The organism is Desulfofundulus sp. JL263-se (assembly GCF_056316025.1).
Genome location: NZ_CM149993.1, coordinates 940558 through 961184 on the forward strand (window position 1 = coordinate 940558; position 20627 = coordinate 961184).

Consider the following 20627-nt stretch of genomic DNA (forward strand, 5'->3'; position numbering starts at 1 on the left):
AGTGGTAAAACCCGGCGTTGATTAATGCTTATTAAAAAAAGAGCGCCGGCATAATCGCGGAGGTGGGTTTTAAAATTGACATAATTTCGGGCAATAATTATAATATCAAATGTAATCTTGGCAGGTATGTAAATAAAATTGTCTTGTTAGTTAATAGAGCACAGGCGATGAAGGGGACGAGTAGGTCCTTTACGGTTCAAAGAGAGGGGATGTCACTGGCTGCGAGCATCCCTGAACGCAGGGGGGCCGAAAACCACCCCGGAGCTGTCCAGCTGAACCAAAGAGTAAGCCGGGCCGGCTGAAAGCCGTTATTACTCGTGGAGAGGGGGAATTCTTTCCCCAATCAGGGTGGAACCGCGGGAATGCTCCGTCCCTGGCTGAATGTGTCGGGGACGGTTTTCTTATTTATACGAAAAGGGGTGACGAAAGTGATTAAAATAACACTTAAAGACGGTTCGGTGCGCGAATATGAAAAAGGTGCCCAATTAATTGATATTGCCAGGGATATAAGCCCCCGGCTGGCCAAAGAAGCTATTGTGGCCAGGGTAAACGGAAAGCTTACCGACCTCAATGCGAGTCTTAATCAAGATGCCGAAGTGGAATTTTTAGACTTTAGCACGGAAGAGGGGCAAGAAGTTTTTCGCCACAGTACCGCACACGTGATGGCCCAGGCTGTAAAAAGGCTTTATCCGGAAACCAGGCTGGCCATCGGCCCGGCCATCTCCCAAGGTTTTTATTATGACTTTGATTCACCGGAATCTTTTTCACCCGAGCACCTGGAAAAGATTGAAGAGGAAATGAAAAAAATAATAAAAGAAGATCTCCCTTTCGAGAGGTACGAATTATCCAGGGAAGAAGCGCTTAAAAAATTTAGAGGTGCGGGAGAAAACTATAAGGTGGAGTTAATCAATGAATTGCCGGAAGATGCCGTAATTTCCTGTTACCGGCAAGGAGAGTTTGAGGATCTTTGTACGGGCCCGCACGTTCCCTCTACCGGCAGGCTGAAAGCTTTTAAGCTGCTGAGTACCGCCGGGGCCTACTGGCGGGGAGATGAGAGGAATAAGATGCTTCAGCGCATTTACGGGACTTCATTTCCGAAAAAGTCTCTGCTGGAAGAGCACCTGCACCGGCTGGAGGAAGCCAAAAGGCGGGATCATCGTAAACTGGGCAGAGAACTTGACCTTTTCAGCCTTCACGAAGAAGGTCCCGGATTTCCCTTTTTCCACCACAAGGGCATGGTTATACGCAACGAATTGGAAAACTTCTGGCGGGAAGAGCACCGTAAGAGGGGCTACCAGGAAATACGCACCCCTATAATCCTTAACCGGGAGCTGTGGGAGAGAAGCGGCCACTGGGAGCACTATAAGGAAAATATGTACTTTACACAAATTGATGATAAAGACTATGCTATAAAGCCCATGAATTGTCCCGGCAGCATGATTGTTTATAAGACCGCCATGCACAGTTACCGGGAACTTCCCATCCGCACGGCGGAACTGGGTTTGGTGCACAGGCACGAGTTGAGCGGAGTTCTGCACGGCCTGATGCGTGTCAGGTGCTTTACCCAGGATGATGCCCACATTTTCATGCTTCCCTCCCAGGTAAAGGATGAGATAATCGGGGTAATTGACCTGGTGGATGAATTTTATAAAGTCTTTGGCTTTGATTATTATGTGGAACTTTCTACCAAGCCGGAAAAGGCCATGGGCTCGGACGAAATATGGGAAATGGCAACCAATGCCCTCATAGAGGCCATGCAGGCCAAAGGGCTGGAATATAAGGTAAACGAGGGGGACGGTGCGTTTTACGGTCCCAAGATAGACTTTCATTTGAAGGATTGCCTTGGTCGTACCTGGCAGTGCGGAACCATACAATTGGATTTCCTGATGCCGGAAAAATTTGAGCTGACCTATATAGGTGAGGATGGGCAGAAGCACCGCCCGGTTATGATTCACAGGGTAATCTTCGGGAGCATAGAGCGCTTTATCGGCATTCTTATAGAACATTATGCAGGAGCCTTCCCTACATGGCTGGCCCCGGTGCAGGTAAAGGTACTGCCCATTGCCGACAGGCACCACCTTTATGCCCGGGCTGTTGCGGATAAGCTGTTTGAATTGGGAGTTCGCGTGGAAGTGGATGACCGCAATGAAAAAGTAAACTATAAAATTCGGGAGGCCCAGACCCAAAAGATTCCCTACATGTTAGTGGTGGGAGATAAGGAGGTTGACGGTGGTTTGGTGGCTGTGCGGCACCGCTCCCGCGGCGACCTGGGTGCCAGGCCGGTGGATGAATTCGCGGCAGATTTGCTAAGGGAAATTAAAAGCCGGGAGAACAGGTAAAGCCTTTAAATCTTGGAACCTTCAAAGGAAATTGAACATAATTTTTGTACATTTTAAGCAGCCCCCAGCCTTGGCAGCTTGACTCCGGGGAACGGTCGTGCTATAATTTTCGCGATAAAAAATCATACTTCAAAGTAGAAGCCATCCGCTTCTCACCTTATGACGCCTCCGGCAGTCCATAAGGTTGCGTGCAAAAGCATGTAGGTGGTTAAGTGTGTTTTTTCGCGGGTGGTATCACCCGCTTTTTATTTTAACTTTTATTGGAGGTGAAACATTATTTCAAGGGAGCATCGGGTCAACTATGACATCAGGGCTCCGGAAGTACGCGTTGTGGATGAGGACGGTAAGCAGTTAGGTATTATGCCCACGAAGGAAGCCCTGCGGTTGGCCGAGGAAAGACAGCAAGACCTGGTGGAAGTGGCGCCGCAAGCAAAGCCCCCGGTTTGCCGGATTATGGATTACGGGAAGTATAAGTACGAGCAGAGCAAGCGGGAGAAGGAAGCCAGGAAAAAACAAAAGATCATTACTGTTAAGGAAGTTAAGCTGCGGCCCAATATTGAAGAACATGATTTAAAGGTCAAAACCAGGAATGTCACGCGCTTTTTAAAGGCCGGCGATAAGGTCAAGGTGACCATTATGTTTCGGGGGCGGGAAATTGTGCACCCCAAGAACGGCGAGGCTCTTTTAAACAGGGTGGCTGAGGAGATAGGGGACCTGGCTACGGTGGAAAAGCAGCCCAAGCTGGAAGGAAGAAACATGTTTATGATTCTGGCACCTAACCAAGCAAAAAAAGAGGACTAGAAAGGAGCGAGCACAGTGCCCAAGATAAAAACCCATCGTGGAGCTGCCAAGCGCTTTAAGCGGACAGCCAAGGGAAAATTTAAGGCTTCTCATGCTTTTCACAGTCATATTTTAGGCAAAAAGACGGCCAAGCGCAAGCGTAGATTGCGCAAAGCAACGATTTTGCACCCGTCGGACGAGCGAAGGATTGCACGCCTTTTGCCTTATTAATGCAACATAATTGTCTGCAAAGGAGGAATGTATCATGCCACGGGCAAGGAGCGGAGTAGTTACCCGTAAAAGGCATAAAAAGATTTTAAAACTGGCTAAGGGTTACCGGGGGGCCAGGAGCAAGCTTTACCGGGTGGCCAACCAGGCGGTAATGAAGGCATTGGCTTATGCTTACAGGGACCGCCGGCAGCGCAAGCGTGAGTTTCGCAAATTGTGGATTGCCCGCATTAATGCTGCTGCGAGGAGCAACGGCCTTTCCTATAACAGGTTTATAAACGGCTTGAGGCGGGCAGGCGTGGATATTAACCGCAAAATGCTGGCCGACCTGGCTGTAAACGATACAGAAGCCTTCAGTCAATTGGTTGAGGTGGCCAAATCAAAATTAAACAGCTAAAGTGTAATAACTGTTTTAGGGTGTTAAACTAAGCATGGTGGTAAGATGCCATGCTTTTTAATTTATTTTTAAAGAAAATCAAGGTGTGCTAGTGGCGGACGCCATGGAGGAACAGGTCCTCAAGTCCCTGGGTATAAGGAATTTCGATTTAGCAATTGTAGCCATCGGGCGCAATAACAGATTTAAGAAATTGGAAAGTTAGGGAAGGGTGTTAGAGCTTGCCACTGGTTGAAAGCAAAAATAACAGCCGGATTAAATATGTAAAAAAACTGGCCCGCCGCCGCTTCAGGGAACGGGAGGGAAAATTTGTTTTGGAGGGCTTTCGGGCGGTGGAAGAAGTGCTCGAGTTAAGCGGGGCAGTGGAATTTATATTGTTTTCCCCCTCTGCCAGGGCCACCGGCCGGGGTGAGCAATTGTTTGCAGCCGCCAAGGAAGCGGGCATTGTTGCGGTGGAAGTGGCGGAAAACATTATGCGTGATCTGGCCGGTACAGAAACCCCCCAGGGGGTACTGGCGGTGGTATGCCGCCGGGAAGTATCTTTGGACGATATTTTGTCAACTTCCCCGTCGCTGCTGGTGCTGGTGGACGGGGTGCAGGATCCCGGCAACCTGGGGACCATAGTCAGGACTTCCGCAGGTGCCGGGGCCCAGGGATTGATACTGCTTCCCGGTACGGTGGACCTGTATAATCCCAAAACCTTACGTTCCACAATGGGTAATATTTTTAAACTCCCGGTGGTTATGGCCGGGCAGCGGTCTGAAGTATTAAAAAAAATAAGGAATGCGGGGCTTGAGCTTGTGGTAGGGGACCCCAGAGCTGAGAAGGCCGTTTTTGAGATTGATTTGACCGGGCCGGTGGTAATTGCCGTGGGTAATGAAGCCCGGGGGGTGCAGGAGGATATATTAATGCACTCCCGGTACAGGGTACATATTCCCATGTCGGCGGGGGTGGATTCTTTAAACGTTGCCGTGGCAGCGGGAATCATGCTGTATGAAGTTGTCCGGCAAAGATATAACTAGCTGGCAAGACATTTGCTAGCGATAGTCTTTATTTTCAGTTAACTTTCTTGTTTTGATAATGGCCGTATGGTATAATCGAAGCAGGGAAGTCTCAAAAATCCACGGAAAGGTTGTGCTTAAGTGTTGTTCACCGCCGAATTTTTTTGGAGGCTGTTTGAGGCTACCGGTTCCATTCGCGCGTATATGTTGTACAGGAGATTGGCCCTTCATTAATGGTTAATTACATAGAGTTTAACGGCGATGAAGGGGAGAGTAGGCTTATCGTGGTCTTTCAGGGAGGAAAGGCCGGCGACTGAGAGCCTTTCTAAGGCCGGGTGAGCTGAAGTTCACCCCGGAGCTGCAGCTGAACGTGAGGTTTGCACCAGTAGGTGTAGCCGGTATTCCCGCCGTTACCGGGGGCCGGGCGGTGTTGTTTCTCCGTCCGGAAAAGGGGTTTGCGCCAGGAGCCAGGGCGCAAAAACCAGGGTGGTACCGCGGAGAAGATCCGTCCCTGAAGGGGCGGGTTTTTTGTTTGGGAAATGATATCATACAAATAATGCCAAAATAGGGTTCTAACCTGGAGGAGGTTTAACGGTGGAAGAAAAGCTGAAAGCAATGGCAGAGGAGGCAAAAAAGCTTCTCGATAACGCCGGCAGCATGGAGGCCTTGAATAATATCAGGGTTAGATTTTTAGGTAAAAAGGGGGAGCTGACAAAGGTTTTAAGGGGCATGGGCTCTCTGTCTCCGGAAGAACGGCCCCGGGTGGGGCAGCTGGCCAACTGGGTCCGGGCGGAACTGGAAGAGCATCTAAGTCGGCGGATGTCCGAAATAAAAGACAAAGAGCTGGAGGACCGGCTGGCCAGGGAGCGCATTGACGTTACCTTGCCCGGCACGCCCTTTTCCCTGGGGAAGAACCACCCGCTGACCCGGGTCCAGGAGGAAATTGAGGATATTTTCCTCGGGCTGGGGTTCAGCATTATGGAGGGTCCGGAAATAGAAACCGATTATTACAACTTTGAGGCCCTCAACATACCTAAAGACCACCCGGCCAGGGACATGCAGGACACCTTCTTCACCGGGCCGGAGGTTCTGCTGCGCACCCATACCTCGCCCATCCAGGTGCGTACCATGGAAAAGACGGCCCCCCGGGTGCCTTTAAAGGTGATTGCCCCCGGGCGGGTATACAGAAGGGATGACGATGCCACCCACTCGCCCATGTTCCACCAGGTGGAAGGGCTTGCCGTGGATACCCGGATAACTTTTGCCGATCTTAAAGGGGTGCTTCAGGTATTTGCTGAGGAAATGTTCGGGAGTGAGACCCGCACCCGGTTCAGGCCCAGTTATTTTCCCTTTACGGAGCCCAGCGCCGAAATGGATATTTCTTGCGTAATGTGCGGCGGCAAGGGCTGCCGGGTATGTTCCCACACCGGCTGGCTGGAAGTACTGGGCTGCGGCATGGTGCACCCCCGGGTGCTGGAAGTGTCCGGGTATGATTCAGAAAAATTCACCGGCTTTGCCTTCGGCATGGGTGTGGAACGCATTGCCATGCTGAAGTACGGTGTAGACGACTTGCGCCTGCTTTTTGAGAACGATTTAAGATTTCTGGCCCAAATATAAGCCGTACTGCAAGAGGTATCAAGGAGGAATGTTGAGCTGTGCGAGTATCTTATAAATGGCTGCAAGAATATGTAGACATTCCGGTATCGCCTTCCCAGCTGGCCGAGCGCCTTACCGCTGCCGGGCTGGCGGTGGAAGGTTACGAGGACCTGGGAGCGGAAATAGAAAAGGTATATACGGGAAGAATTCTTAAAATAGCACCCCATCCCAATGCCGACAGGCTGGTGGTTTGTACCGTCGATGTGGGCGGCCCGGAGAATTTACAGATTGTTACCGGCGCCACCAATATAAGGGAGAATGATATTGTACCGGTGGCGGTGGAAGGGGCCCGCTTGGCAGGGGGCGTCAAAATTAAAAAGACCAAGTTACGCGGGGTGGAATCCCGGGGCATGTTATGCTCAGGCGAGGAACTGGGGTTGGATCCGGACAGCATGCCTGCCGGCCAGGCCCACGGGATTATGATTCTTCCTCCGGATACGCCGGTGGGGAAAGACGCCAGGCCTTATGCCGGTCTGGACGATGTTATACTGGAGCTTGAGCTTACCCCCAACCGGGGAGACTGCTTGAGTATGGTGGGGGTGGCCCGGGAAGTGGCGGCCATTTTTAATACTGAATTGAAAATACCCCGCCCGGAATTAAAGTCCCTGGCTGAGTCCATAGAAGGTAAAGTCACTGTTGACATTGAGGACCCGGAGCTTTGCCGCCGGTACGTGGCCAAGCTTTTAACCAATGTGAAGATATTTCCCTCCCCCGGGTGGATGCAGGAACGCTTGCGGGCGGCAGGGGTGCGGCCCATAAATAATGTTGTGGATGTCACCAACTACGTGATGATGGAACTGGGACAGCCCCTGCATGCCTTTGATTTTCAAAAGCTGAAGGACGGGCACATTATTGTGCGCCGGGCAGGCCAGGGAGAAAAGATGGTTTCCCTGGACGGAGAGGAGCGCATCCTTTCCAGTGAGATGCTGGTAATTGCCGACCCTGCCGGCCCCGTGGCCATCGCCGGTGTCATGGGGGGGCTGGAGTCGGAGGTTACCGAAGAGACTACTATGGTTCTTTTAGAGTCCGCCAATTTTGACCCTGTCAGCGTACGGCGCACTTCCAAAGCCCTGAGCCTGCGCTCAGAATCATCCCTTAGATTTGAAAAGGGAGTAGACGTTAACGGGTGCCTGCGGGCGGCGGAGCGGGCAGCCCAGTTGCTTCAGGCCATGGGTGCGTGCGATGTAGTGGCGGGAGAGATTGATAACTACCCCCGCCCCCTTACGGAAAAAACTATAGCGGTACGCCCTTCCAGGGTTAGCCATTTGCTGGGAAAAGATATTCCGGCTGCGGAATGCAAGGATATCCTTTTCAGGCTGCAATTTAAAGTGCAGGAGGGCGCCGGTGAAGAATTGTTGGTTACCGTGCCCACATTCAGGCCGGATATTTCCCTGGAAGTGGACTTGATTGAAGAAATAGCCCGCATCCACGGCTATGACAGCGTGCCGGAGACCTTGCCCACAGGCAAATCCACCCGGGGCGCCAGGACCGCCAAGCAGTCCCTCATCCAAAAAATAAGACAAGTATTGTCCGGCTGTGGACTGTATGAAATTATCACATATAGTTTTCATTCCAAAGAAGTGTTCGATCGCCTGGGGGTACCCGCTGGCAGCCATTTAAGGGATGCGGTGGCACTGCAAAATCCTCTTAGTGAAGAGCAGGCCGTGATGCGCACCCTCATGCTCCCCGGCATGCTGGATGTCCTGCAGCGTAATTACAATCGCCGCAACTACAGCGGCGGCGTATTCGGACTAGGCAGGGTATTTTATCCCAAGCCTGGGGAAGGATTGCCGGAAGAGCGGGAAAAGCTGGCGGCTGCAGTCATGGGGAAGACCCAAAGGGCCTGGAACAGCCCGCCCCGGGAAATGGATTTTTACTACGCCAAGGGTATATTGGAAACGCTTTTTAACATGTTAGGTATAACGGGTTATACTTTTGAGCCTGCAGCCGCGGAGTACGGTTATCATCCCGGCCGCACGGCCCAGGTTAAGATTAAAGGTAAGGATGCGGGTATCCTGGGAGAAATTCATCCCCGGGTACTGGAAAACTACGAACTTCCGGAAAGGGTTGCGGCCTTTGAGCTGGATTTGGAAATTCTCCTGGAAAGCGCCGGCAAGGTGGGCAGGTATCGTCCTTTGCCCAAGTTCCCCGGAGTAGACCGGGACCTGGCGGTGGTTGTCCCCGAAGATGTCCTTGTTCGTGATGTACTGCGGGCAATTAAAAAGGCCGGCGGTGAATTGCTCAGGAAAGTGGAACTCTTTGACGTATACAAGGGTAAGCAGGTTAAGGAAGGCTATCAAAGCCTGGCATTTTCTTTAAAATTTCAAGCTGAAGACCGTACCCTCACCGATGCGGAAATTAACGAACTCATAAATACCATAACCTCCCGCCTGGCCAAGGAAACGGGTGCGGAGTTAAGGAGTTAAACGGGAAAATTTCCGGGGGGCATTTGCCCCCCAACTATTTTTCGACGAGCTGTGATATTTTTTTCTTTTGGGAAGGAATAATGGCAATAAAACTAGAAATCAATGGAGCAGGGAGAAATGTCTGGGAGGGCTTTCCATTGTCCCGGCAGAATCGAGTGGATGTAGAAATTTTTGGGGAACATTACAAATTAAGGGGTGATGCCACCCCGGAGCACATGGTGCGGGTTGCCCGTTATGTGGACCAGACCATGCGCAAGGTTATGCAGCGTAATCCAAGGTTGTCGGTACATAAGGCGGCAGTGTTATCTGCTATCAATATTGCTGACGAATTGTTGCGATTCCTGGACAACGAGGCGGCTGCCGCCGGGGAGCCGGCGGGTGGCAGTGATTTGCCGGAAACGGGTAAAATTGCGGGAGAGAATCAAGCCCAGGGAGTTAAAAGTAAAAAGAAGAAAAAGAAAAAGTGAGGTAATACCCATGAAGCCGGCTTCGTGGGTTTTTTGTTGGTTAGAGCCGTGGATTTTGGGAGAAATTTAAATTGAGAAAGTGCAAAGTGGGGCGTTTTTAAGTGCGCAACATAGAAGTAGTATGGGCTTTGAAGGAAATAGCGGATTTAATGGAGTTTAAAGGGGAGGATTTCTTTAAAATACGGGCTTACAGGCGGGCTGCCAAGGCGCTGGCGGGAATTACCGGCTCAGTGGAAGAAATGTACCGCAGCGGTACTTTGAAAAACGTGCCGGGCGTGGGCAAAAACATATTGGCAAAGATAGGAGAGCTGTTGGAAACGGGGGAGTGCGGGCTGCTGCGGCGCCTGCGGGAAGAAATTCCGCCGGAGATGCTGCAAGTTATGGCAGTGCCGGGCATGGGGCCGAAGCGGGCGAAGATATTATACGAACAACTGAATGTTTCTTCCTTGGCAGAACTGGAGGAGGCCGCGCGTAAAAAGCAAATCCGTACTTTGCCCGGCATGGGGGCCAAGCGCGAGCTTGAGATATTGCAAAACATAAAAATGCTAAAGGCAAGTAAAGGCAGTTTTCTTTTAAATGTGGCCGGGGAACTGGCCGGCGAATTCGTCGAATTTATAAAGGGCCTCCCCGGTGTCCGGCAGGTCTCCATAGCAGGAAGCCTGCGGCGCTGGCGGGAAACGGTGAAGGACGTGGACCTTTTGGTTGCCACTTATTCCCCGGAAGAAGTGCTTTCATTTTTTAGCAGGCATCCCCTGGTGGCTGGTATATTGCACCGGGACAACAAGCGGGTAAAATTGATGTCCCGGTGGGGGATTCCCGTAGAAGTTTTAACGGTTTCCCCTGCCGGTTTTTTCCCCGCGCTGGTATGGGCCACGGGAAGTTTCGAACATTGGGTTGCCCTGCGGAGTTTAGCTGCTCAAAGGGGAATGACCCTGGAAGAAACGCGCTTACTCAATAATAAGGGTGAGGAAATTTCTGTTTCGTCGGAGGAAGATATCTATAAATATCTCGGGCTGTCCTTTATTCCCCCGGAGATGCGGGAAGACAGGGGAGAAATTGCCCTGGCCCGCTCGGGGGCTTTGCCCGAGCTGGTGGAGGAAAAACACATACGGGGTGATCTCCATGTGCACTCCAACTGGAGCGACGGGGGGAATTCCATAGAAGAACTAGTGGCCAGGGCCCGGGAAAAGGGGTACAGTTATATTGCCATTACGGACCACTCCCGGTCTTTAAAGGTTGCCCGGGGATTATCCATTGAGCGATTGAGGCAGCAGCAGGAATATATTGCGTCCCTCAACAAGGAATTAAAGGATTTTAAAATTCTCACCGGCATTGAAGTGGATATTTTAAGTGACGGGAGTCTTGACTACCCCGATGAAATTCTGGCGGAAATGGACATTGTTATAGCCTCGGTCCATAGCGCCTTCAAACAGGACCGGGAAAAAATGACCGGGAGGATAATTGCGGCCATAGAAAACCCCCATGTGAATGTAATAGGGCATCTTACCGGCCGGCTGTTGGGCTACAGGGAAGGCTACGAGGTGGACGTTAAGAAGATAATTGAAAAGGCGGCTGAAAATAATACCGCCCTGGAAATTAATTCATCTCCCGACCGCCTGGATTTGAATGAAGATAACGCCCGCCTGGCGGCAGAGTACGGCGTCAAGCTGGTAATCGATACCGATGCCCATGACTTGAGGCGCATGGATGAAATGAATTACGGTCTGGCCGTTGCCCGGCGGGCCTGGCTGGGGCCGGAAAATATTCTGAACACCATGGAACTGCCGGAACTTCTAAAGTTTTTGGGGAGATCTGATGGGTAACGGTGTTATTGATAAAAAGAAATTGGTTCCCCTACCGCTGTCCTTCTTCGGCCGGGATACCGTAACGGTGGCCAGGGAACTCCTGGGATGCCGTCTTGTTCACCGTTCACCGGAGGGACTGTCGGTTGGTAGAATCGTAGAAACAGAGGCATATTTGCAGGGGGACCCGGCATGTCACGCCAGCCGGGGCATGACGAAACGCAACCGGCCCATGTTCGGTCCTCCCGGACATGCCTATATTTATTTCATTTACGGCATGTACTATTGTTTTAACGTGGTTACCGAAAAGGAGGGAGTAGGGGAAGCCGTGCTTATCCGCGCCCTTCAGCCCCTGGAGGGAGTCCCCTTGATGAAAAAGCGCCGGGGGAAAGACAAATTGACGGATCTTTGCTCCGGCCCTGCCAAGCTGGTCCAGGCCATGGGAATAAAAAAGGAGTATAACGGGATGGCCCTTACGGGGCCAAAACTTTTCGTAGCTCCGAGGGATATCCCGGAGCTGAACATTATCACCACCACCAGAATAGGCATAAAAGAAGGTGCCGACCTGCCTTTACGCTTTTACATTGCAGGAAATAAGTATGTCTCCAGGAAGTAGTTTAAGAAGATTTGAATAGGGGGGAATTCAGTTGAAGATAAGGGAAATTTACGAGCTTGCAGTTCAAAAGGGGATAGATAACGATCCCAGGGGCCGCGAGCAGGTGGAAAAAGTACTGGCCCGGGAAAAGAAAAAATACGAGGAATTAAAAGAAGATGAAAAAAAGGAATTTGACCGGGACCGGCTGGTCAATCCTTACAGCGATACCCGGATCCTTTTCGGGGACCCGGAGCAGGACGTTAAGCGGGCGCTGGTGGGAATTGACATGGAAATAGGGGAAATACTGCTGGCGGACCGGCTGGGAGAGAAAGGAAAGCCGGTGGACCTGGTAATTTCCCACCACCCTGAGGGCAAAGCCCTGGCCGCCCTTTATGACGTCATGCACCTGCAGGAAGATATCCTGGCCCGGTACGGGGTGCCCATTAACGTTGCCGAGGGTATAATGGCTTCCCGGATTAACGAGGTAAAAAGGGGCCTGTTGCCTTTGAACCACAACCGGGCGGTGGATGCGGCCCGGGTTTTGGGGATACCTCTTATGAGCATTCATACACCGGCGGACAATCACGTGGTTGCTTTCCTGCAAAACTTGGTGGACGAAAAGAAGCCTGAAACACTGGGAGATGTTGTTAAACTGTTAAAGACCCTGCCGGAGTACCGGGAGGCGGCGAAATACAATGCCGGCCCTACCATTGTGGTGGGAAGTAAGGAACGCCGTGCCGGTAAAATACTTGTGGATATGACCGGCGGCACCAGCGGATCTGAAGATGCCTATGCCAAGCTCGTTCAGGCCGGTGTGGGCACGCTTATTGTAATGCATATGGGAGAGAAGCACCGTAAAGAGGCGGAAAAGAACCATATAAATGTCATAATTGCCGGGCACATGGCCAGCGATTCCCTGGGGATGAACCTCCTGCTGGACGAAATAGAGTCCCGGGGTGTGGAAATAATTCCAGTAGCCGGGTTATTAAGGTACCGGCGCAAATAGCGTTGGGAGGTTAATTATGCCCAAGCCGGAATTGCTGGCTCCTGCAGGAGAATGGGATGCTTTGGTGGCCGCCGTTCAAAACGGGGCAGACGCGGTATATCTTGGGGGACGAAATTTCAGTGCTCGGAAGCTGGCCGCCAATTTTAACCGGGAAGAGCTGGCCAGGGCCGTGGAATACGCTCATATTCGGGGAGTAAGGGTATACGTTACGGTAAATACCTTGATTGCCGATGAAGAAATGGAAGAAGCCGCGGATTTTCTCTGGTTTCTGCATAACATCGGGGTGGATGCCGTAATTGTACAAGACCTGGGCCTTATCAGGCTGGCCGGGCGGGTTGTCCCCGGGCTGGAGCTACATGCCAGTACTCAAATGACGGTGCACAGCACACCTGCCGCAAAGTTATTGCGGGATGCCGGAGTGAAAAGGATAGTTTTGGCCCGGGAACTTGCCCTGGAGGAAATCAAAGAAATTAAGGACCGGGCAGGGGTAGAAGTAGAGGTATTTATTCACGGGGCCCTCTGTATTTGTTATTCAGGCCAGTGCCTCATGTCCAGCATGATTGGCGGGCGCAGCGGCAATCGCGGGCTGTGTGCCCAGCCCTGCCGGCTCCAGTACAGGCTGGAAGACGAGGCCGGTAATGTACTGGCCTCCCCGGAAGAAACAGGAGAATACCTTTTAAGCCCCCGGGATTTAAATCTTTCGGCAAACCTGCCTGACTTGGTTAATGCCGGAGTAGATTCTTTTAAAATCGAGGGAAGAATGAAAAGGCCCGAGTACGTGGCCACCGTTACCCGTATCTACAGAGCTTTAATAGATAGAGTTTTGGAAGGCAATTTTTATATTAAAGGTGAGGAGATAAATGAGCTGGCCCAAATTTTCAACCGGGATTTTACTACTGGCTATATTTACGGGCGCCCCGGCCGGGATTTGATGAGCTGTAAGCGGCCTAACAACCGCGGGGTGCTCCTGGGACGTGTCAAAAACTATTTCAGGCGGAAAGGGCTGGCGGAAATCAAGCTGGAAATACCCCTGCGGGTGGGTGACGGCCTGGAGGTATGGGTATCCCGGGGCGGGCGAGTGGGCATTGAGGTAGACAGGATTCTTTTAAGGGGTATTGAGATAAAGGAGGCCGGGGCGGGTGAAACCGTTCAAATAGAAGTAAAAGGTGATATACGTCCCGGCGATAGGGTGTTTAAAACCCATGATACGCTGCTTATGAAAAAGGCCAGGAGCACTTATGCTTCGGAAAAGGAAACGAGAAAAATTCCGGTTTCTTTTTCCGTTACCGCTGCCGTGGGAAAGCCGCTGCGCATTGTAGTAAAAGATATCGAGGGATTTAAAGGGGAGGCTATATCCACGGTCTTAGGGGAAGAGGCCCGCAAACGCCCCCTTACGGAAGATTTTTTGTTAAAGCAGCTGGACCGCTTGGGAAATACTCCTTACAGTCTTCAGGAGCTGTCCTGTGATATTAAGGGTGAAGTAATGGTGCCGGTGCGGGAAATAAATGAGGTGCGCCGGCGGGCCCTGGCTCAGTTGTCAGAAAACCGGGCCCGGGCCAGGCGAAAAGAGGATGCCCCGGAATATGTCTTCCGCAGGCACCTGAATGAGGTCCTGCTAATTTCTACCTGCCGGGAAGAGAAAGAAAACAAAATTCCTTCCCTGGCCGTTGCCGTTTCTGATCTGGCCTCTTTGCAGGCGGCGGTGCGGGCCGGGGCGGATGAAATTTATTTTGGTGGAGACGGGTTCCGGTCCAGAAAAAAAGTAACCCCGGTGGATATTGAAAATGCCAGGGACTTTTGTATTCCTAAAGGGGTGCGGCTTATATTATCCACCCCCCGTATAATGCACGACCGGGAGTACCAGGCATTCAAGCCCCTATGGGAAAAGGCATTTTCCCTGCCGTTGGACGGCGTGCTGGTTTCCAACCTTGGCTTGTTGGAACTGGCGGGCAGGGAAGGAACCTTACCCATTTATGGAGACTTTTCGCTCAATGTATTTAACAGCCAAAGCGCAGCCTTTTTGTTGGAAAAAAAGGTGCACCGGGTAACCCTTTCGCCGGAACTGACCTTCAAACAGGTGCGGGAAATTACCAGGCGGGGTAACTTTTCTGCGGAGGTGCTGGTGCAAGGGGCGGTGCCCCTGATGGTATCCAGCTATTGTGTTCTGGGAGGAGTCCTGGGGGGGCATGGTGAAAAAGATCCGTGCAGCTGTCCCTGCGGATACTGCCGGGCCAGGCTCAGGGACCGGAAGGGTATTATCTTTCCCGTGGAAATAGATAATTATTGCCGCATGCATATATTTAACTCCCGGGAGTTGTGCATGATTGAAAATATGGGTGAGATTTTAGAATCAGGGGTATCTGCTTTGCGAATTGACGCCCGCCTGCGCGATGCCGAATCAGCCGAAGCAGTGGTACGTATTTACCGGGAAGCCGTGGATAGATTCTTTAGCGGTGCTTACGGAAAGGATTTCAGTAACCGGGCCAAAAATGAACTGGCACGGTACACTCCCGCTGGATTTACAAAGGGGCATTATTTCAGGGGAGTTGTGTAGCAAAATTTATTATTCATAGATTAGGTGCGGGGAGATATATGGAACAGCGGAACCTTAAGAGATTGGAATTCGATAAAGTACTGCAAAGATTGGCCGGGCATACCCGTTCTCCTTTGGGAAGGGAACTGGTGGAAGAACTTTTGCCAAAGACGGACAGAGGTGAAATAGAGCACCTGCAGGCTGAAACCACCGAGGGCAGGGAATTACTCAGGCTGGAGCCCGGGGCCGACATGGGCGGCTGGTACGATATCAGGGATGAGGTAAAGCGTGCCGCCCGTGGAGTGGTTTTGGAGGCCAAGGAGCTGGAAAATATAGGCAAAACCCTGTCTGCCAGCAGGAGGATAAAGAATTTTCTGCTGGAGCGGAGGGAGAAATATCCCATACTGGGTAAAATTGCCCAAAAGCTCGGCAATTTCAGTGCCCTGGAAAAACAAATAAGTAAAGCCATTCTTCCTGGAGGGGAAATAGCAGATAACGCCTCTCCCCGGCTGTCCTCCATACGGAGGCGGCTGGCTTTGGCCCAGCAGCAAATTAAAGAGCGCTTGGATAAAATTATTCGTTCCCCCGATTATCAAAAATACCTGCAGGATCCCATTATTACCGTGCGGGAAGGACGTTACGTGGTGCCGGTCAAGCAGGAACACCGGGCCCGGATTCCGGGGATAGTGCATGATCAATCAGCCAGCGGGGCTACAGTCTTTGTGGAGCCCATGGGTGTGGTAGAGGCCAACAATGAAGTACGCCGCCTGCTGGCGGCGGAGAAGCAGGAAATTTATAAGATCCTGGCATCCCTTACCGAGGGGGTGGCCAGGCAGGCCGGTGAATTATTCTGCGCCCTGGAAGGTTTGGGGCGATTGGATTTTATTATGGCCAAGGCGCGTTACAGCGAGCAGCTGGGAGCATGGGCGCCTGAGCTTAAAGACGAGCCTGTGCTTGATATACGAAAGGGGCGTCACCCGCTGCTGCCGGGGGATGTGGTGCCTATAAATGTTCACCTGGGGATTGATTTTGATATTCTGGTAATAACCGGCCCCAATACCGGCGGCAAGACCGTGACCTTAAAAACCGTAGGATTACTGGTGCTGATGGCCCAGGCGGGACTACATATTCCCGCCGGTGAGGGTACTGTTATAGGAGTTTTCGACCAGGTCTTTGCCGATATCGGGGATGAACAAAGTATTGAGCAATCCTTGAGCACTTTTTCTTCCCACATGAGTAATATTGTGGGGATTATAAGCCGGGCGGGGCCCGGGAGCCTCATACTCCTGGATGAGTTGGGAGCGGGCACCGATCCTGCGGAAGGGGCCGCTTTGGCCCAGTCAATTTTGGAATACTTGCATAATTCCGGTGCACGTACCATTGCCACCACCCATTATAGCGAACTGAAGGAATTTGCCTACACCCGGGAGCGGGTGGAAAATGCAAGCGTGGAGTTTGATCCTGTTACTTTGAGGCCCACCTATCGCTTGCTCCTCGGTAAGCCCGGGCGGAGCAATGCCTTTGAAATTGCCCGGCGCCTGGGACTGGATGAGGCGATAGTTAAGAGAGCCAAAAATTTTATGACCAAAGAACAGGTTGAAGTCGCGGAACTTATGCACGACCTGGAAATTGCCAAACACCGGGCCGAGGCCGAGCGGGCCGCTGCGGAAGAACTCAGGCGCGAGGCGGACATATTAAGGGAACGGTACCGCCGGCAGGAAGAAGAACTGGAATCCCGCCGGCAGGAGATTTTAGAAAAAGCCCGGAATGAGGCCCGCGAGATAGTGCGCAGGGCCAGGCTCGAGTCCGAGGAGATAATAAAACAGCTGCGCAGGCAACTGGAGGAAGAAACGGCCCGTAACCGTGAAATGGCAATAAAGAGTGCCCGGGAACAGCTTAAGAAAATGCGGGGCCGTTACGCTGAAAAAGAGGAAGAGAAAGCTAAGGGTGAAGGCCGGGCTCCAAAGGATGTAAAACCGGGGATGGAAGTATTTGTTCCCAGGTTTAATCAAAAGGGAATTATCCTCGAATACCCCGGTGACAATAAAGAAGTTCAGGTTCAGGTGGGAATTGTTAAAGTAAATCTCCCTCTTTCTGATTTAAGGTTGTTGGAAAAAGAAGATAATGATATCTCTCGCACTGGTGTTGCCAGCCTGGTTAAAAATAAGGTTCGGGAAATAAGGAGCAAGCTGGATTTAAGGGGTATGCGGGCCGCCGATGCCCTGGATAAACTGGATAAGTATCTTGATGATGCCGAATTGGCGGGGCTGAACAAAGTATTTATAGTACACGGGAAGGGAACAGGTGCCCTGCGGTCGGCCATCCACGAACAGCTGAAAACCCACCGGAGGGTAAAGTCTTACCGCCTTGGGGAGCATGGAGAGGGAGGCCTTGGCGTGACAGTTGTAGAATTGAAGTAATTAAGGGGGTCTGCCCTGGTTTTCCAGGTCAGACCCCCTTCTTGTTTTACTCGCCTATGATTTTTACCAGGACCCGTTTTCTTCTCATTCCATCAAACTCACCGTAAAAAATTTGTTCCCACGGCCCCAGGTCCAGCCTGCCGTTCGTTATTGCCACCACCACTTCTCTGCCCATTATGGTGCGCTTCAAATGGGCATCTGCGTTATTTTCACCTACATTATGACGGTAACGGGAGTAGGGCTTTTCCGGTGCCAGTTCTTCCAGCCAGTTTTCAAAGTCCTGGTGCAGCCCGGATTCGTCATCGTTTATAAAAACGCTGGCGGTAATGTGCATGGCGTTACAGAGTACAAAACCTTCTTTAATGCCACTTTCTTTTACGCATTCTTCCACGTCGGGGGTAATGTTGATAAATGCCCGCCTGGTTTTTGTTTCGAACCAGAGTTCTTTCCTATAATGCTTCATAATTGCTTTATCCCTCTCTTTCATTTATACTTCTACAGGTTTAAGTATTTCAATATCGTTATTTTGTTGTCTGGCCGGTTTCTCTTTTTGTTTATCGTGCCTTGTTTTATTTTCTTTATCTCCATTGAAATGTTGGCTGCCTTGGGGTTCCGGTAAAAAATACGGTAGATCTGACTCTCCATCGTTATGAAGGGGCGGCCGGTTATCGGGTCCGTGCACGTCGCACAATTCCGTTGGTACGCGAAGTTCGTAATCCTCAACTATTTCCGGGACTTTATAAGGTAATTTCAACATGACTTTTGTGATCCGGTCGGGACAATATTCTGTAGGCAGTTTTCCTGATTCCGGGCAAACTTCCACCAGTACGTGGACATTGTCTGTTTCGGTGGGTACGGACCCCCGGGCAAAGTAATCGGTAACCATGTGTTCGGGCGGTGTATTGGGCCCCGGCAGCAGTCCGGATTTGCTGTCCACGGTGGCCCTGACGATACCGTCTGGCTTTTTGAACTTCTTATCCCGAATATCTTTGTACGGAGGAATATTTTTATACACACTGCCCATTACTTCCCGCCAGATCCGGGCGGGGTAAGTTCCGCCGTAAGCCCGGGGCATACTGGTAGGCTTGTCATAGCCGATCCATACTACGCCTACCAGGTCCGGGGTATAGCCGGCAAACCATATGTCCTTACCCTCATCGGTGGTTCCGGTTTTTCCAGCCATGTCCCGGCCAATATTGGCGCCGGTGCCCGTGCCGCTGGTCACCACTGACCTCAGCATGTCGGTGATTAAGAAGGCGGTTGTGGGTTTCATGGCCTGTACTGGGTACGGCTCATATTCCTCAACCATACCGTCGGGGCTTACCACCTTTATTATGGCCGTGGGTTTGTTGTATATTCCCTGGTTGGCAAAAGCTCCGTAGGCAGCAGCCAGCTGTACGGGTGTCACTCCTTTGTACAGCCCGCCAAGGGCCATGGCCGGGCCGTGATTCTGGGCATTTAAGTTTATGCCCAGCCTGCTGGCAAATTTTAGGGCGTCGGGTATACCTACGTGATCCATTAAAAGTTTTACCGCCACCACGTTAACCGAATGGGTTAGGGCGGTGCGCAGGGTAATGAGGCCGCGGTAGCGGCCGTCGTAATTGTGGGGGGTATACGAACCATATTTTACCGGGACATCATCGATTACCGATGCCGGTCCCATACCCCCCATTTCAATGGCGGGCCCGTAGGCAATAATTGGCTTGAAGGCGGAGCCCGGCTGGCGGGGGATTGTTGCCCGGTTTAATCCCCTTTTGTGCGAGTGTTCCCTCCCCCCCGCAAGGGCTCTTATGGCGCCGTTTGAGGGGTCCAAAATTACCATGGCCCCCTGGGGCTGCAATATACCGCTGGCATCTCTTTGGGAGGCCGGGAAGTTATTGGGATTGGCCATGGCTTTTTCAACAACGGCTTGAATCTTAGGGTCAAGGGTGGTATAAACCTCCAGTCCTCCTTTAAAAACCATTTCTTCCCCATATTTTTGTACCAGCTTATTAATAACGTAATCAACAAAATAAGGGTACGGGTACCTGCTTTCTTCTGGCTCGCCTTTCCGCAGGGGAATTTCCTCTTGTTTAGCTTTGGAAGCTTTTTCCGCACTGGCAAATCCATATTTAACCATATTGTCAAGGATTAAATTCCTGCGTGATTTTGCGGCCTCATAGTTCTGGAAGGGAGAATAAACGCTCGGGGCTTTGGGCAGAGCGGCCAGAGTAGCTGCCTCATTTAATGAGGTAACATCCTTAATGTCTTTGTTAAAGTATGTTTGGGCTGCGGCTTGAACCCCGTAAGCTCCTTCTCCCAGGTATATTCTGTTCAGGTACATTTCAAAGATTTCATCCTTGGAAAAATGGTGTTCCATTTTAAAGGCCAGCAGAACTTCTTGAATTTTACGTTTAAAAGTTTGTTCAGGAGTAAGGAAGGATAATTTTACCAGTTGTTGAGTGATGGTACTCCCTCCCTGCACGATATCCCGGTGCAATATGTCATTCCAGGCGGCCCTTAACATAGCCTTCAAGCTGATTCCGTAGTGGTTATAAAAATTATGATCTTCAGCGGCCAGAAAAGCCTCTTTTACCACATCCGGTACTTCATTGAGGCTTACCGAAGTTCTATTTTCTACGCCAATTTTCGCGATCAAATTTCCATCCTTATCGTAAATCCTGGTGGCATTTGCCGGTACCAGGGCACCCGGGTCAAAGGTTGGGAGGTCCCGTATACTGACGGCCACCAGGCCAGCTGCCGCTCCGGTTCCTGCAAGAAAAACAAAGAGAACTAATATTAAAATTAATCTGCCCCATTTGATTTTTCGCTTTTTGTTTCGCCTTGCCAAAGGGCGGTTCCCCCTTTTGGTTGGATAAAATGAAGTTTACATGCATTATATCATACTGGTTTTAAAATTTTTAGCTACACGTCAGGTTTAAATGCAGCTCTTGTGATTTTAAATGGTATTTAAGGTTAAGTTTGACTGCAGGTAACCCTA

At 51.2% G+C, this 20627-nt stretch carries 16 protein-coding genes and 2 other annotated features; of the genes, 14 read left to right on the forward strand and 2 right to left on the reverse strand.

Annotated features, from left to right (window positions below; all coding sequences use genetic code 11):
• Positions 1-158 precede the first annotated feature (158 nt).
• Positions 159-378: a binding site (T-box leader), on the forward strand.
• Positions 379-428: 50 nt separating this feature from the next.
• The 14 genes from thrS (at position 429) to ACX4JR_RS04885 (ending at position 17647) form a co-directional block, all read left to right on the forward strand.
• Entirely contained in the window at positions 429-2339 is a 1911-nt protein-coding gene (thrS, locus tag ACX4JR_RS04820) for a threonine--tRNA ligase (RefSeq protein WP_476059899.1), read from the forward strand.
• Between the two features lie 276 nt (positions 2340-2615).
• A complete protein-coding gene (gene infC, locus ACX4JR_RS04825) occupies positions 2616-3140 on the forward strand; it encodes a translation initiation factor IF-3 (RefSeq protein ID WP_476060474.1) in 525 nt (174 codons plus the stop codon).
• 15 nt (positions 3141-3155) lie between these two features.
• Positions 3156-3350, forward strand: coding sequence for a 50S ribosomal protein L35 (rpmI, locus tag ACX4JR_RS04830; RefSeq protein ID WP_476059900.1), 195 nt, complete (start codon positions 3156-3158; stop codon positions 3348-3350).
• A 34-nt stretch (positions 3351-3384) separates the two neighbouring features.
• Positions 3385-3744, forward strand: coding sequence for a 50S ribosomal protein L20 (rplT, locus tag ACX4JR_RS04835; protein WP_476059901.1), 360 nt, complete (start codon positions 3385-3387; stop codon positions 3742-3744).
• Positions 3745-3962: 218 nt separating this feature from the next.
• Complete coding sequence (locus ACX4JR_RS04840) at positions 3963-4763, forward strand: TrmH family RNA methyltransferase (protein WP_476059902.1); 801 nt, start codon at positions 3963-3965, stop codon at positions 4761-4763.
• Positions 4764-4883: 120 nt separating this feature from the next.
• Positions 4884-4976 (forward strand): YqzL family protein, encoded by a 93-nt coding sequence (locus tag ACX4JR_RS04845; protein ID WP_476059903.1) that lies wholly within the window; start codon positions 4884-4886, stop codon positions 4974-4976.
• A gap of 18 nt (positions 4977-4994) precedes the next feature.
• Positions 4995-5258, forward strand: a binding site (T-box leader).
• A gap of 78 nt (positions 5259-5336) precedes the next feature.
• A complete protein-coding gene (gene pheS / locus ACX4JR_RS04850) occupies positions 5337-6359 on the forward strand; it encodes a phenylalanine--tRNA ligase subunit alpha (protein WP_476059904.1) in 1023 nt (340 codons plus the stop codon).
• A 38-nt stretch (positions 6360-6397) separates the two neighbouring features.
• Positions 6398-8824 carry a phenylalanine--tRNA ligase subunit beta gene (gene pheT, locus ACX4JR_RS04855; protein WP_476059905.1) on the forward strand — a complete coding sequence of 809 codons (2427 nt, stop codon included), beginning with the start codon at positions 6398-6400 and terminating at the stop codon, positions 8822-8824.
• Positions 8825-8961: 137 nt separating this feature from the next.
• The gene (locus ACX4JR_RS04860) at positions 8962-9291 is read left to right on the forward strand and encodes a cell division protein ZapA (RefSeq protein WP_476059906.1); all 330 of its coding nucleotides are present in this window, start codon (positions 8962-8964) and stop codon (positions 9289-9291) included.
• Positions 9292-9392: 101 nt separating this feature from the next.
• Positions 9393-11114 (forward strand): DNA polymerase/3'-5' exonuclease PolX, encoded by a 1722-nt coding sequence (gene polX / locus ACX4JR_RS04865; RefSeq protein ID WP_476059907.1) that lies wholly within the window; start codon positions 9393-9395, stop codon positions 11112-11114.
• On the forward strand, positions 11107-11709 hold the full coding sequence (locus tag ACX4JR_RS04870; RefSeq protein WP_476059908.1) for a DNA-3-methyladenine glycosylase: 603 nt from the start codon (positions 11107-11109) through the stop codon (positions 11707-11709). Before polX ends, ACX4JR_RS04870 begins: the two co-directional genes overlap by 8 nt.
• 31 nt (positions 11710-11740) lie before the next feature.
• Positions 11741-12694: an NGG1p interacting factor NIF3 gene (locus ACX4JR_RS04875; protein WP_476059909.1), complete on the forward strand. Its 954-nt coding sequence runs from the start codon at positions 11741-11743 to the stop codon at positions 12692-12694.
• 16 nt (positions 12695-12710) lie between these two features.
• Positions 12711-15248 carry a U32 family peptidase gene (locus ACX4JR_RS04880; RefSeq protein ID WP_476059910.1) on the forward strand — a complete coding sequence of 846 codons (2538 nt, stop codon included), beginning with the start codon at positions 12711-12713 and terminating at the stop codon, positions 15246-15248.
• 38 nt (positions 15249-15286) lie between these two features.
• Entirely contained in the window at positions 15287-17647 is a 2361-nt protein-coding gene (locus tag ACX4JR_RS04885; protein ID WP_476059911.1) for an endonuclease MutS2, read from the forward strand.
• 46 nt (positions 17648-17693) lie between these two features.
• Here the strand turns inward: ACX4JR_RS04885 and ACX4JR_RS04890 are convergent, their stop codons facing one another.
• Entirely contained in the window at positions 17694-18110 is a 417-nt protein-coding gene (locus ACX4JR_RS04890) for a secondary thiamine-phosphate synthase enzyme YjbQ (protein ID WP_476059912.1), read from the reverse strand.
• Positions 18111-18134: 24 nt separating this feature from the next.
• Positions 18135-20477, reverse strand: a complete 2343-nt coding sequence (locus ACX4JR_RS04895) for a transglycosylase domain-containing protein (RefSeq protein ID WP_476059913.1) — start codon at positions 20475-20477, stop codon at positions 18135-18137.
• Between the last annotated feature and the right edge of the window lie 150 nt (positions 20478-20627).